10 protein-coding genes are annotated in these 13,999 nt (G+C 66.8%); all 10 read right to left on the reverse strand.

Annotation, left to right across the window (positions count from 1 at the left end; genetic code table 11):
* Positions 1–9: 9 nt before the first annotated feature.
* The 10 genes from H5407_RS08010 to H5407_RS08055 all read right to left on the reverse strand — a co-directional run bounded on the left by H5407_RS08010 (position 10) and on the right by H5407_RS08055 (position 13,969).
* Positions 10–648, reverse strand: coding sequence for a histidine phosphatase family protein (locus tag H5407_RS08010; protein WP_183103934.1), 639 nt, complete (start codon positions 646–648; stop codon positions 10–12).
* A gap of 11 nt (positions 649–659) precedes the next feature.
* Positions 660–1,934 (reverse strand): DegT/DnrJ/EryC1/StrS family aminotransferase, encoded by a 1,275-nt coding sequence (locus H5407_RS08015; RefSeq protein WP_183103935.1) that lies wholly within the window; start codon positions 1,932–1,934, stop codon positions 660–662.
* 14 nt (positions 1,935–1,948) lie between these two features.
* Positions 1,949–3,007, reverse strand: coding sequence for a hypothetical protein (locus H5407_RS08020; RefSeq protein ID WP_183103936.1), 1,059 nt, complete (start codon positions 3,005–3,007; stop codon positions 1,949–1,951).
* The gene (locus tag H5407_RS08025; RefSeq protein WP_183103937.1) at positions 3,004–3,753 is read right to left on the reverse strand and encodes a PIG-L deacetylase family protein; all 750 of its coding nucleotides are present in this window, start codon (positions 3,751–3,753) and stop codon (positions 3,004–3,006) included. The genes H5407_RS08020 and H5407_RS08025 overlap by 4 nt, the downstream gene beginning before the upstream one ends.
* Complete coding sequence (locus H5407_RS08030; protein WP_183103938.1) at positions 3,750–4,997, reverse strand: aminotransferase class III-fold pyridoxal phosphate-dependent enzyme; 1,248 nt, start codon at positions 4,995–4,997, stop codon at positions 3,750–3,752. Before H5407_RS08030 ends, H5407_RS08025 begins: the two co-directional genes overlap by 4 nt.
* Positions 4,997–6,808, reverse strand: a complete 1,812-nt coding sequence (locus H5407_RS08035) for a phosphoribosyltransferase (protein WP_183103939.1) — start codon at positions 6,806–6,808, stop codon at positions 4,997–4,999. Before H5407_RS08035 ends, H5407_RS08030 begins: the two co-directional genes overlap by 1 nt.
* 38 nt (positions 6,809–6,846) lie before the next feature.
* Positions 6,847–7,725: a radical SAM protein gene (locus tag H5407_RS08040; RefSeq protein WP_183103940.1), complete on the reverse strand. Its 879-nt coding sequence runs from the start codon at positions 7,723–7,725 to the stop codon at positions 6,847–6,849.
* Positions 7,713–8,867, reverse strand: a complete 1,155-nt coding sequence (locus H5407_RS08045) for an iron-containing alcohol dehydrogenase (RefSeq protein WP_183103941.1) — start codon at positions 8,865–8,867, stop codon at positions 7,713–7,715. Before H5407_RS08045 ends, H5407_RS08040 begins: the two co-directional genes overlap by 13 nt.
* A 126-nt stretch (positions 8,868–8,993) precedes the next feature.
* On the reverse strand, positions 8,994–12,674 hold the full coding sequence (locus H5407_RS08050) for a hypothetical protein (RefSeq protein ID WP_183103942.1): 3,681 nt from the start codon (positions 12,672–12,674) through the stop codon (positions 8,994–8,996).
* Between the two features lie 110 nt (positions 12,675–12,784).
* Positions 12,785–13,969: a nucleotidyltransferase family protein gene (locus tag H5407_RS08055; RefSeq protein ID WP_183103943.1), complete on the reverse strand. Its 1,185-nt coding sequence runs from the start codon at positions 13,967–13,969 to the stop codon at positions 12,785–12,787.
* Between the last annotated feature and the right edge of the window lie 30 nt (positions 13,970–13,999).

The following is a 13,999-nucleotide window of genomic DNA, read 5'->3' on the forward strand; positions in this document are numbered from 1 at the left end:
AGCCGGGTCCTAGACCAGGCGATTCAAATGGGCCAGAGAGTTCACCAGCATCAGGCGAGGCGCGCTGCCATCGGTCTGGCACTCGATCATGTGAACACCGGTGTTGCTCAGGCGGAATCGGAAGCGCTGCAGGTCCTCGAGCGCCAGGCCCAGCAGGCTCAGGATCAGCAGCTCCAGTGTCTGAGCGTGCGAGACGATCATGTGGTGGCCACCGCCAGCGGCCAGCCGTTCCTTCAGAAAGCCCTGGGCGCGCAGGAACTGGGCACGCAGGGACTCCACGCCACTCAGGGGGGACTCGTCTGGCTGGCGGATGCGCTGTTCGAGGATGTCATCCCAATCTTGCTGCCACAGCGGTCGCGTGACGTCGCCCTGCAGAGTGACCTCGGCCAGCCGTTCGTCCAGGACCAGGGGCATCCCGCCCTGCCGGGCGAGTGGTGCTGCGGTTTCCCGGGCTCTGCGCATGGGGCTGACATACAGCTTCGGCGCGTAGAGCTCGGTGGGCCAATGCGCAGCCAGGCTGTTGGCCTGCTGCTGACCCAGTGGCGTGAGCGCGCAGTCATCCAGCGCTGGAGTCCAGGGCGAATCAGGCGCAAGTACGTTGCAGGCGGCCTGGGCATGGCGGATGAGGGTGAAGCGATGCACTGACATGTCGGCTCTGTTCAATCACACAGGTGGTGGGCGTTCGCCGCCACCTTCTCGAAGGCCGCGGCCACCTGTTCAATGGCCTGCGCATCCGCCAGCAGCATGCGGTGCGGGAGCGCCAGCGTGGCGGCGGAGAAGGCCTCGGCGGCTGGCAGGGCGTAGCGCTCGGGGCGGACGGCGTCGGCGAACTCCCGGCCCAGATCGAAGCGGGGTCTGGATGCGGGCTGGTACAGGCGGTTCCTGTTCAGTGAGGCATACATGGTCTTGCAGGGCAGACCGAGTTCGGCTCCGAGGGCCGCGCCAAGGCGGGCGATGGGTGCACGCTCCAGAAGGTACTCGGGCAGCCTGACGACGTAGGTGTAGTGCGCCCGCGCCGTGGTGCCGGCCGAGGTTTCCTGCGGGAAGAAGCCCAGCGACCGCAGCAAGCCGTCCAGGCGATGCGCGTTGGTCCGCCGCACTGCCAGTTGCTGGTCCAGCAACTCCAGCTGAGCCATCAGGATGGCGGCGTGGAACTCGGAGAGGCAGTAGTTGCTGCCCATGAGTTCGGCGGTTTCCACCAACTCCATTTCATCGATTGACGGAGCGGTCTCGGCCAGGATCCGGCCGTCGGCGCGGAGATGGGCCAGTCGACGTGCCAGGCTCGCGTTGTCGGTGATCACGGCGCCGCCTTCGCCGCTGGTCAGCAGCTTGCTGTGCTGCATGGAGAAGGTGCCGGCGGCACCGAAGGTCCCGACGTGGCGGCCGGCATAGCGCGCACCATGGGCCTGGGCGCAGTCCTCGATCAGCGGGATGCCCCGGGCGCTCGCGATCCGGCACAGCTGCTCCAGCTCTGCCACGGCCGACCCCAGATGCACGACGGTGATGGCGCGGGTTCTTGGCGAGAGGGCCTGCTCGACCCGGGCCGGGTCCAGGCATCCGGTATGGGGGTCGACATCGACCAGAACGGGGATGGCATTGATGCCGAGAACGGCAGATGCAGAGGCCACCCAGCTGACGCCGGGGACGATGACCTCGTCATGGGCTCCCACGCCGCAGGCCTCCAGGGCCATGGTCAGGCTGGCCGTGCCCGTGGACGCGGGCACGCAGTGCCCAGCCCCGGTGTACTGAGCAAAGGCCTTGCCGAAGCGCTCCTCCCAGGAGGGCTCGCCGCGGTACTGGCCGCTGATGGACCAGCGATGGCTGTCCAGCACCGCGTCCAGATGGCGGCGCGTGGTGGCTGAGGATTGCGGCCACTGAGGCCAGGACTGCTGGCACAAGGGCGTTCCGCCCAGCAAGGCCAAAGGCTTGTTCATCGATGCTTCCTTCATCAGCAGGAGTTCAGTCCGGCCGCTTCGGCCGGGGCAGGGGCCTGGCGCGCATGTGCCGCGACTTCGCGGACCAGGCCGGTGTAGGCCTGGGCCACATCGGCCCAGCCCCAGGGGGGCAGCTTCCGCGGCGGCAGCGCCTGCAGCGAGTCCGAGCGCAGCCAGTCTGCGAGCTGCTGCGGCCCAGGAACGATGGCGGACGCAAAGACCCGCGTGGCGCCCGAGGCTGCGTAGGCCACCACGGGCACACCAAAATGGACGCATTCAGCGGCCAGAAAGTTGAAGGTCTCGTGGAACTGCGTCAGGACCAGCGCGGCGCGAACGCCGCCGAAGACGCGTGGGTGGTCGTGGAGCAGCTCATAGTCGGTGATGACTTCGCAGCCCGCCTGGTTCCTGGCCTGGGCGAAGTGGGCCAGCGCCTGCTGTCCCATGCGGGTCCAGCGGCAGAAGATCAAGCGGACCGGGAGGTGGAGCTCGCGGCAGGCCTGTACGACCTGCAGTGTGTGGCTCAAGGGGCTCTTGCCTGCCAGCAGAAGCACAGGGCCGTGCGGGTCCCGGTAGTCGATGCGGGGAAGGTGGTCCATGGCCCAGGGAATGTGGCGACGCCGCGGGAAGCACCAGGTCAGAGGTTCGTCGCGGAAGAAGACGTCAGCGGCGAAGTGGTCCGGGCGCGTGGGCGCATGCATGCAGCGGCCCGAGCGCCCGGCGGCGGCGTGCAGGGGACAGGGGGCAGGGGATGCCTCATCGCGCCGCAGTGTGCTGTAGTCGTGCCACACCCGGATCAGGCGTTGACGCAGCCAAGGGTCAACCGGCCAGCCCAAGCGCAGCATGGGTGTGTCGATCAGCGGGATGACGGCGTCCGCGTCCACGCTGCGGGCAAAGGCCAGCAGTTCCTGCGGCCGCAGATGCTCGGACTGGCTGTACCAGTGCAGCCGGACCTCCTGCGGATCCAGGGCGCACGATAGCTGATACATCGCTCGCTCGACACCCCCGCCGTGGCGCAGGTCAAAGTCCGTGCCATAGCGTTGCATCACCAGATTCAGCGCCTGCCCCCTGCTCATGCGAAGGGCTCCGATGCCGCACGGCGCTGCCACAGCCGTTCCGCGCGCTGTGTCCCGTGGGGCCGCACCCGCTCGGCATGCAGCAGCATCTCCGCCACCGTGGGTGCGCTGGTCTGGGTGCGGTAAAGCCACATGTCTTCGCACTTCAGTTGCACGGTTTCGTCGATGGGTACAGTCACCCACGGCTCCAGTCCCTGGGCGCAAAGCTGGGTCTCGACGTCGAGCAGGGATCGTGTGCTGGCGTAGGGAATGTCCTCGTAGTAGTAGAGATGTTGCGGTGAATGTGCCTCGGCAGCCCGGCGCACCAGCTGGTGATCAATGTGGTCACCCAGGGCGCAGGGAGCCAGCACAGCCCAGGGGCGGTGGCGTGCAATGCAGGCGCCGACGGCGGCGACGACGGCTGACAGTCGCGGGTCCGTCTCCACGTCCATCGACAGCTCCTGCCGTGCGTCCAGACCCAGCAGCGCGGCATCCTGGAAGTCCAACTGCTCATGCCGGATGCCGTGCCGGCGGCAATAGACCTGGTCCTCGGCCCGTCGCAGCGCCGAGATCTCCGGGTGCGGCCGCGTGCGCAGCCGGGCCGGCAGGGCCCAGGCGCTCTGGCTGAAGACCGTGACCATGCCATAGCGTGTCTGCGCCGCCGTGGCGGCGATAAGGCCGCCCAGCGAGTAGGCGATGTCGTCAGCGTGGGGGGAGAGCAGCAGCACGTCCCTTCCTGCCAGGCTGGACAGCGCAGAATGACTCACCGCTCCTCCTCCAGCCAGTGCAGCGCGGCGTCCGAGGGCACCTGATCCGTGGCGCCGTCCATCATGCAGAAAGCGGCCTGGAAACGGCGACGGTCGCTGATGGGCTGCGGACCGATCGGCCCCAGCTGCTGAGCAGCTGAGGCCAGGGCACTGTCGAATCGCTCGAGCAGCTCGTCCAGCACCTCGGCGGTGGCGAGCGAGGGGGTCTGGTTGTCGCCTTCATACAGCAGCAGGCCGGCCGCTGCGCAGTGGGTGTAGACCACCTGGTCCATGGCTTCGGTGGCAGCCACGATCTGCAGCATCGGGCCCTCGCCATAGATGGCGATGGGCAGTTCGCGACGGCGCACAATCTCGCGCATGCCCTCTGCAATCTGGGCGCCGCAGCGCGACAGAGCCTGGTAGCCGTTGACGCGACGCATCTCGGCCAGCGTCGCCAGGGAAGCCACGATGGGTAGGGTGTCGAAATAGGCGGTGTAGGTGAACTCCTTGGCTGCGCGCATCAGGGGTTGCAGGCCAACCAGGCAGGACAGGCGCTGGCCGTTGGCCAGGCCCTTGGCGAAGGTGTAGAGGTCGGCATGCTGGCCCGTTGCCTTGGGAAAGGCGGACGCCGCTGTCGAGCGATAGCCTTGCTTGACGTCATCGCAGCACAGCAGCACGCCATGCGCCCGCGTGATGCTGGCCAGCCGGGCCAGTCCCTCCGGGCTCATGTGGACATAGTCCGGTGACATCATCACCAGCGCCACCTGGCCGCGGTACTGCGTCAGCGCACGCTCCAGCAGTTCCGGAATGAAGTAGAAGTCGATGACGCCGGCGGCATTGGGACTCAGCAGCTCGGTGGCGCTGTCCCAATCCTGTCCCCAGCCGTGATAGCCCGCGCTCAGGACCAGCCGCCTCCCGGTGGCCTTTCTGGCGACCTGCATGGCAGCGCGGCAGGCTTCGGTCCCCGTGCTGAAGAAGGCCAGGCTTGACTGGGGCAGGCTCAGGTCCTGGATGATCTGGTCGGCCAGCTGCTCGTGGGCATCGCTCCAGCAGGTCGCCGAGGCCAGCTTGCCCTGCAGATGGCGGATGATGGCCTCGTCGATGGCCGGATGATGATGGCCCAAGGTGACACAGCCCTTGCCGTTCATCAGGTCGATGTACTGGCGGCCATCGGTCAGCGTGACCTTGGCGCCTTCCGAATGTGTGGCGCGCAGGCGTGGCTTGGCGGTGTAGATGCCAGTGACGACGTGGGTGGGTTGGTCCATCAGTGCTCCATCAGGTGTTGGGTGGTGTTGTCCAGGGACTGCAGCTCCTGCTGCATGGCGAGCGTGCCGGCGGGGCTGCCCCGTCTGACGCCGCGCAGCAGGGAGCGCAGCAGGCGATGCAGCGCCTGCGGCAGGGAGGCGCGAAGGTGGTCGAAATCGAGTCCGCACAGTTGGGCCAGCTGTTGGGCATCCGCCGCGCTCAGCTGCTGGCTCAGCGCGAAGCTTGCAAGCTCGAGTGCCATCCAGCTGGGGCCTCCCCAGTTGGCCTCCAGCTGAAAGCGCCGGACCCGGCCGGCACGGTCGCATTGCCAGTGCCAGTGCGCGCCGGCATAGGGCAGGGCCGAGCGATAGAGTTGCAGGGGCCCGGGCAGGGGCCGGTGCATGCGAGACAGCGCCTGCCGAAGCGCGGGCGCCAGGACGAGGGTCGGACCGAACTGCTTCTGCAGCTGAGCCTGCAGCGCGTCGGCGGCTTCATGGACCAGCCCGCCGGGAGGTGGCAGCCGAGACAGCGTGACCGGCGCCGGCTCGGCCTGTGCCTTGAACTGCCGTGCACAGTCCTGCAGCAGCAGGGCCTTGCGAGGCCCGCTGGCTTCGCGCAGTACATCGCGCAGGGCTTGCAGCCCCTCATGGTGCCGGCTCACACGGTAGCCGTCCAGAAAGCAGGACTGCGGGTCCGGTGCCAGCTGCTGCGCCCGCTGGAACTCGGATTTGCCGAACAGCCCTTCGCCGATGAAGCGCAGATGGGCCCAGGCCTGTCCCCCGGGCAGGGTCAGCGTCAGTCCCGTCTTGCGGGGATTGATCAGGCGTCGCTCGACCGAGTCCAATGCCGGATGATCCCAGGGCAGCCAGGCCTGGCCGTGCCCATAGTGCTGCTCGGCCTGGGAGCAGCGAACGGCCAGGCTCAGCTGGGGCGGGAGCGGCCCGAGCCCGCCATGGGCCTGCAGGCGTTCAAGAAACCGCGGATGGGCCGATGGCAGCAGGCATTCCCACAGGCGTCCTGCGCGGCGAGGGTTCAAGGCAGATCGCCGGTGGACCGGGGGACTCGCGGGCGGTGGGGCCCGCCAGATCTTGCCGGGACTGGCAGACCAGAGCGAGCCAAGGGGAGCTTGCAGGGCCTTCGCGACGCGAGTCAGTGTCCGGCCGGTGTCGGGCTGGTCGTCCAGCATCACCACGTGGGCCTGGGGATGTCGCCGCAGCCAATCCAGGCAGGGACCGAGCCCCAGGCAGGCGACACCCTCCGCCTGGGGGCGCACGGTATGCCAGGTCATGGGCCTCGCGCAAGCCCGTTTCAGTGCGGCATGCCAGAGAGGCGCCAGGTACAGGCCGCCGGTACGCACGCCAAGCAGGAGCACGGGACTGTCATCGGGCCGCTGCGCCAGCCAGGCCAGGGCGTCCTCCGGGATCCGGTCCAGATCGGCCAGGTCGTAGCCCAAGCACTCGGGCATGGGCAGATGCACCAGCTTGTCCAGCAAGGCCGGCGGGAACAGGTTCGCGGCCAGGCGCAGGCTCAGGGGGCGGGGCTCGGCAAGGTCGGACACCTTCACAGCTTCAGACGTGTCCTCCATGAGGGCAGCTGCGGCAGCCTCCGCAGCCCTCATGGCCGCAGACTGCGAGGCCTTGATCGAAGCCATGGAGAGGAGCTGCCCGTCTATGAGAGCGTCACTGGAAAGACAGAGATCCAGCAGATCCGACCACAGTTGCAAGCCGAGGCAGGTCTGCTGGTACCGGTCCAGCGGGTCCGCGGCGCAGCGCGCGGCTGCCCAGGGTGCCATGAGCAGGTCCGTCCTGAGCTCCAGCTGGGTGCTGGCCATCGCGGTCGATCGGGTGGGCGTAAGCAAGGGGCAGGCCTTCACAGGCCCATGGCGGGCCGGCGGTTGTTGAACTCTTGGTGCGACAGGCAGGTTCCGCAGGGAAATTCCTCGAACTCGACCTCGTCGCCAAGCCCCTGGATGGTGAAGGCGGGCGGCGGTGCGTAGCAGTCGCACTTCACCATCTCGATGCGATCGTCGGCGACGTAGTAGTTGTAGCCATTGACGAGCTGGTCGCAGACAAAGTCGCCGCGGTTGCCTTGCTTGCGGATGTGCTCCCAGCGATCGAAGTAGGCCTTCTTTTCAAGGAAGGGCGCCTTGTGCAGCGACTCGTAGTCCAGGGCCACCTGAATGGGCTTGCCGCCGAGGGCCAGCAACGGCAGCAGATGCAGGCGGCCTGCAAAGCCGCGGCGGCTGAGCTCATCGATGAAGGCGTTCATCTCCTCCAGGGACTGGTCATGAAAGACGCACTGCAGGTCGGCAGACAGGCGCACGGCGTAGTCCATGATGATGTCGATCTGTGCCTGCTTGAGTCCACGCTTGCTGTTCATGGCTTGGGTGTGACCGTCCAGGGAGATGACCCAAAGCAGGCCCTCTCGGAGGCATTCCGGAAGCCGCGTCCCATTGGTCAGGACCTCGATGCGGTAGCCGTCGCTGGCCACCCGCTGAGCCAGGTAGTCCAGGATGGGCGGATACAGCGCGATCTCACCATCGGCCTCGACGCGGAACAGCGTGGTCTTGGGGTCGAAGCGATCCAGGATCTGTCCCACCGAATGAATGGTCTTTGGCACGTCGACGCGGGCCTTCTTGACCTCGCAATAGGTGCAGCGCAGATTGCAAGGCGCCTTGATCACGATGTTTCGATAGCGGCGGATGGCGCGCGGGCGCGGCGACCACACGGGAATGACTACTGAAGACACAGGTCCCCCTCTCTTTGCAGGGCCTGGCCCGCTGGGGCCAGGCAGTCGGTGATGCAGCGCTCGACCAAGTCGATGTCCACCAGGGTCAAGGGCCGTTCAGCAGGGCCCGCTGGCTGGCCGATGTCCTGGAGCAGGATCATGGCCAGTTGGTTCTCGCCTGCCGCCATGTAGCCGCGCTTGTTGTCGGTCAGCAGCAGGGCACGAACCTGGGCCAGAGTGACGCCCTGCGGCAGTTGAAGGGCAATGCCGTTGCGAGCCAGCAGGCGTCGATGCAAGGCCACCTTCTCCTGGCTGAGCAGGCCCAGCCGACAGGCGACCTCGGCCGCTACGACCATGCCCAGCCCGACGGCTTCACCGTGCGGCAGGCGACCCTGCGCGGCCAACTCGATGGCATGGCCCACGGTGTGACCGTACTCAAAGACCACGGCCTGCTGGCGCTCGCGCTGGTCGTTCCGCATGATGCGCTGCTTCGCCTGGAGGCCCGCCTCGACAACGTCCAGCAGATCCGCGTTGGAATAGCGGGCTTCAGGGTTGAGCAGCTGCTCCAGCAGAGGGATGTTGCCGGAGGCGACTGTCAGGGCATTCTTGATGATCTCACACATGCCGGAGCGCACATGCGCAGCCGGCAGCGTCTGCAGCCAGGCGATGTCCATGAGGACGGCCGTGGGCGTGTGGAAGCAGCCGATGAGATTCTTCCCCATGGGGAGATTGACCGCTTGCTTGAGGGAGGCGACCGAATCCCCAGCAGCGATCAGCGTGGTCGGCACATGGATCAGGCGAATGCCGCGAAAAAGCAGGGCCGCCAGCAGGCCGGCCATATTGCCTACCACCCCGCCTCCTACGGCCACGATCACGCTGGAGCGATCGATGCCGGCGCGCACCATGTCCTGAGCGAGTCGATCGAGGGTGCTCAGGGATTTGACGGACTCGCCTTCACTCATGACCCACATGCGCGTGTGCGCCTGCGCCGCCATGTGAGCATGCAGCTTGCTGGCATGCAGCGCGCTGACCGTGACGTCGGTGACCAGGTGGTAGCTGGAGGCGGGATATGACAGCAGGCGAGACGACAGCTCGGCAATGCAGTCAGAGCCAAGCCAGACGGGATAGTGCGCAGATTCAAACTCAAGTTGCAGATGTCGCATGGGCGATCCTCCCCACTCTGAACGGTGAATCCATCCAGCCTGTGCACGATGCTGCGCCAGGGCAGCTGTCTGAGCACGTCCCACTGGATGCCTAGTGTTGCCTGGCCGGCATTCGGCCCAGGTGCATCAGACGGCCTGCACCTCCTCGTGCCGGGCCGGCTCATTGGCGGGCCCGTCGGCCCAATGGTCCAGGGCTGTCCAGTCCACGCCACTGGAAAGAGCGAAGCGATAGCGGGGGCCGGTCTTGGCCAAACACTCCGCAATGCGGTGCTCAGCCGCCGCTTGCTCGCCCCAGGGCACGGTGTCCATGTCAGTCAGCAGTTGCCGCACAAGGGCGATGGGCAGCTCTCCGGCATGGCGTGCGACGAGCAGTTGCCTGGCTCGCCGATAGCGGGCGCCTTGGCCCTTCAGCAGCTCCGCCGTGGCATGCGCTCCCCATGCCTGGACGAGCAACTCAGGCGCGTACTTCACGCTGCACTGCGCCAGAGGTGTCTGCAGCGACGGACTCGCGCCCAGCAAGGGCAGCAGAGCCTGCCGGCAGTCGCGGCGCTGCAGCACCACACTGGCCAGCAGTTCGTGGCCCACATGCAGAGCCGGCGCGCTGCGCAGGGTTTCAAGTGCCTCGACAGGCCAGTGGCTGCCCATGAGCACACACAGCTGGCGCAGGTATTCGTGGCGATGGCGCCAGCGCTCGGGCGACTCCACGAGGTTCAGCCAGGCGGCGTAGCGATCCAGCAAGGTCACGCAGGCTCGGAATCCGGCGCGTTGCCCTCGCAGCATCAGGCTGCGCACCACGGCGCTCTGAGCCAGTGCGCTGACCGTCGACGACAGCGGCAGCGTGTGCAAGGCGACATACTGGGCGGCATCCTCCAGTTGCGAGCGATGCGCGACGAGCTGCTGCATCAGTCCGCCCCAGCCGGGTCTTTGCAGGCTGGCCATCAGGCCATCGGCGGCTTCGACAGGCACATAGGAGAAGTCGTAGGCCGCGTCAAACAGAAGGCGGTTGGCGGCGATGAACTGATGCAGGTCTTCGAAGCGCCAGCTTCCGCCCGGCTGCAAGTTGGCGTGGATGAGCAAGGTCCAGGTGCCCAGCGTGCGTTCCCGTCGGAAGCTCAGACTGGGAATCTGGGTGTCACGCAGCAGGCCCAGGAGCTGCTCGAAGGCCACGATGCGGGCGATCTCCTCCGTGGGGCAGTTGGGGGGTTCAGACCACTCCACCGCCATTCGTTCTGGCCCGAAGACGAAGCTGGCCTTGTGCGTGCCCATGGGGATCTGGACTTCAAGCAGACCCTGCTCGAAACGGAGCACCTTGGTGGCACGGCTGCTGAAGGTGGAGCACAGCAGCTCCAGGGCCTGCACCCGAGCCGGCAGCAGCCCACTCTCAATATGCAGGGTCGCCAGCGACCACTGGTGCAGAAGGTTATGAATGACATGGGCATTCTCGTAGCGCTCCGGCTCGGCGCCCTCTGCGGCCAGGGCGTCGAACTCAACGCGCCAGTTCCTGTCATCGATCTCGAAGGAATCCGGCATCGGCCCCTGCTGCCACTCCTTGATCCAATGGCGGAACAGGGCGAGCACCTGCTCCTCCTGTGGCGTCAGATGCTGCTGCGCGATGGATGCCAGCCAGCACAGCATCATGCGCAGGTAGCGGCAGTAGCTGCCGGTATCGCCGTCTATCACGGCCTGGGTTAGCAGGGACTTCAGTGTGGCGTCATAAGCCTCGATCAGCGTGCTGCGCAGCTGCTCGCTGACGCCGCCAAGGCCGGCTTCCAGCAGCAGCTGTCTCGCGCGCTGGAAATCGGTGTTCAGCAGTTCGGCAAGCTCGGGCGCCAGAGGATCCAGGACGGCACCCCTGAACTGGACAAAGCGCTGCTGCAGCGCAGACAGCGCAGCGACGACCTGGGGATGGGCCGCATGCGACTGCGCCAAGCGCGCGGTGGTGGGCGCGGCCAGGCCGAAGCTGCGTACAGCGGCCAGCGCGAAGGGAGACATGCCATCGGCCAGGGCCTGGACGCAGCTTGCAAAGCACTGGGCAAGCTCGGCGGGCTCATAAAGGGGCAGTCGCTTGGTCTCGTCAGCCAGCTGCTGCGGGAGCAGGAGGGCCAGCCGGGCGGCGTCCGGCTGGCCCTCTTGCACCAGGGTCGCCGCGAAACGGAAGAGCTTCGCCATTTCAGGCGCGCCGAGCAGCGGCACCTGCTGTTGTGCGCCCAGCAAGGCCATGCGCAGTCGCAGGTCCTCGCTGAGGGCGAGGCTCCGCAGTGAGGCGGCCTCGCAGGCCAGGGAGGCCGCCAGTCGTTGCAGGTCCTGTGCATCCAGGCGGAGTGCGCGGGTGTAGTCCTTCCAAAGGCCGAATGGGTCGCCGTCGCCGCTCAATGGCGCCTCGCAGGCTGATCCTGGCTCGGCTTCGATCTGGCAGGCCCGCAAGGCAGGGGACCTGAGGAAGCCCGGGCGTTGTTCCAGCCAGCGATCGGCGCTGGGCCAGAGACTCACTTGCCGAAGTTCCCGGGCCACGCGTTCGTCGACGGGCAGGTCGGCCAAGCGTTGCAGCTGAGCTTCGGCATCCTGGTCGGCGAACGAGCCCGGGCTTGCCGCCTGGGTCGGGCTGAAGACCAGGCCGCATTCGTCCGGCAGCACCAACTCGTGGCGTTCCTCCGTTTCGACGCACTGAAGCAGCGAGCCGTCGCCAAAATAACTGCGCCCTTCGTCCAGGCAAGCCCATTGCCAGCCCGGTGCGCAGAGCCCCGTGTTGCCGCGCACGCAGGTCATCTGCTGCTGGCGGAACATGATGCCGGCATGCTCCTCGGCGTTGCCCTCGTCAACCAGCACCAGGTCAATTTCCAGGCGTACGGCGGGGTCCATGGCGATGAAGCGTCGCCATGCGGTAGCCAGATCCGGCGCTGTCAGGCAGCGGCCAAAGGCCCGCCGGCCCAGAAGCAGCAGGGTGACGGGGAGCGACGCGTACTGCGCGGCCAATCGAGCACGCGCCTGGCTCGTCAACACCTGACGCTGACGGTAGGCTTCGTCCAGGGGCGTAGGGCGGGCCTGCAGCAGATGGACCTGGCGGACCTGCACCTGACGCAGATGCCTGCCGCGCCACAGGCGCAGCGGCGTCCCGGCGGGGCGCAGGGCTAGGGAGGTGGCGCCTTGGCCCGAGGTCTGGGCGCTGGCAAAGCCGAATCCGAAGGTATGGGCCGTGTGCATGCGGCTGTGGTCGGCCGGGAGCATGGTGGTCGCCGACACAAAACCGGCATCCGTTTCCAGTCCCCATTCGCAATCGATGGCCTGCATGCCGAACTGCGCGATCAGCTGCGTGGCCACGGCCTCCATGCGCTCCAAGGTGGGCTTCGACAGATAGGGCACCTGCGAGCTACCCGGTGTGGACGTTTCGACGGTAAGCAGGGGCTGGATGAAGCAGTCGATCGCTCGTGGTGGCGGCGATGCGCTTGACAGGGCCTGTTGCTGCTGCGTCTGAGGGCGCCAGGCGCTGGTGGCCACCGCTGCGACAGTCAGAAACAGTGCCTGGGCATCGGCACAGGGGCGGCTTTCGTAGGCGCCTGCGTTGCTGTTGAGCTCACTGTCCTCGTCGCCGGCGCTGCGCACGATCCACGGCGCCGAGCCGCAGACCTGCTGGACCTGGGCCAGGAGCTCGGGATTCTGGCGGTGCAGCAACTCGGCGTACTGCTCGCAGCATTCGGCATGCGAGCGGCTTGCAGGCGCGCTGAAGCCAGCCAGGGCGGCAATGGGAAGCAGGGGGGGCACCAGGGGCCGCAGCGCATCCACGGCTTGGATGTCGAGCAGGCGCTGCAACTTCGGGCCGTACTGCGTGCTGCGCGAGACTGGCGACGCGTGTGCCCCGGGTCCAGCATGCTGCTGCTCTGTGGAAGTGCCTTGGCGATGTGGCTCTTGAGACATGGGCGTCACGCGAGGAGTGCTTGCGGCGAATAGGGCCGTAGATCTTGGGGCAGGCCTTCGACCAGACCCAGGGCGCGGGTGACGCGGCATCCGAAATCGATGCACGAAGACCCTCTGCGTACATGCAGGGCATCCATCACCCAGTTCGGGACCTCGGCCACGCCCAGCTGCGTCAGCAAGCGCAAGGCATAGAAAAGCGCCGGTCGCAAATCGGCCGAGGCCACTGTCTGCACGAGCAGGTTCCAGTCGATACCGGGCTCGTTCAGCAAGGCAACCAGATAGGCAAGGTCCCGATGCTTGGGATCTTGATGGATGGTGCTGCTTTCGAGGTAGAAGCGCAAGGCGGTGGTCCAGACGTGGTCCGTGAGGGAGAGCGTCACGGCGCCTGCGTAGTGACTGGGCACCGCACGTTGGAACAGCGAATCCACCTCCATGCGTATGAACAGACTCTTGTGGAGGTCAATGATCTCCATCAGCAAGGCCTGCCCTTGATAGACAAACAAGGGCATCATCCGACGGGCGCTGGCGTACTGGATTTCATCGCTGCTCAGGGCGAGAGGACTCAGCCGGCAAAGCGGGTACAGCTCGCGGTGGGTGGCCTCATGGGCCAGCACCTTTTCCATGGCAATCGGCACCAGGCGGCCTGTACTGGGATCATAGGCCGAGTGCGAAAAGCCGATCTCCTGCAGGGTGCTTCGGGCGCGTTCAATGTCTCCAGGCGCGACCAGGACATCCACATCGGAGCTGCTGGAGATCGCCCGCCCGCCCATGACGCGATGACGGAGTTCCGCGCCCTTGACAACCATTGGCACCAGGCCGCGATCATGCAGCGCTTGTGTCACGGCCGCCGCCGCTCGCGACTGGCCTTCGGCCATGCGCTGATAGACCCGCTGTTCCACGGCATCTCCCTTGCCGCTGGCAAGGTAATGCAGGCTGTCCACGCTGACCTCGGTCAACTGATCGCGGATCCAGGCCGACATGCGCTTCAGGGGACCGAGCTCCTCGTGTTTGCGGATCGCGGGGACCAAGGCCAGCAGGGCAAGGTGAACGTGCGCCAGCTTGGCCGCTGCGAGTCGCGCGTCGCCGGGATGGGGCTCCGACGCCATTTCGGAAAGGTCAGCGTGCCAGCGTGCCCATCGCGCTTGCGACGCAAGGGCGGAGCCGGAAGGGATGTCGATTGCCACGGTCATGCCGGACGCTCCAACGAACAAGGGCCAGGA

Source organism: Mitsuaria sp. WAJ17 (assembly GCF_014174515.1).
In the GTDB taxonomy this organism is placed as follows: Bacteria; Pseudomonadota; Gammaproteobacteria; order Burkholderiales; family Burkholderiaceae_C; genus Roseateles_B.

What these genes read in the sequence shown, in the direction of transcription:
- H5407_RS08010 (WP_183103934.1), bottom strand. Translation starts at nt 648, where the DNA reads ATGTCAGTGCATCGCTTCACCCTCATCCGCCATGCCCAGGCCGCCTGC.
- H5407_RS08015 (WP_183103935.1), bottom strand. Translation starts at nt 1,934, where the DNA reads ATGAACAAGCCTTTGGCCTTGCTGGGCGGAACGCCCTTGTGCCAGCAG.
- H5407_RS08020 (WP_183103936.1), bottom strand. Translation starts at nt 3,007, where the DNA reads ATGAGCAGGGGGCAGGCGCTGAATCTGGTGATGCAACGCTATGGCACG.
- H5407_RS08030 (WP_183103938.1), bottom strand. Translation starts at nt 4,997, where the DNA reads ATGGACCAACCCACCCACGTCGTCACTGGCATCTACACCGCCAAGCCA.
- H5407_RS08035 (WP_183103939.1), bottom strand. Translation starts at nt 6,808, where the DNA reads ATGGCCAGCACCCAGCTGGAGCTCAGGACGGACCTGCTCATGGCACCC.
- H5407_RS08045 (WP_183103941.1), bottom strand. Translation starts at nt 8,867, where the DNA reads ATGCGACATCTGCAACTTGAGTTTGAATCTGCGCACTATCCCGTCTGG.
- H5407_RS08055 (WP_183103943.1), bottom strand. Translation starts at nt 13,969, where the DNA reads ATGACCGTGGCAATCGACATCCCTTCCGGCTCCGCCCTTGCGTCGCAA.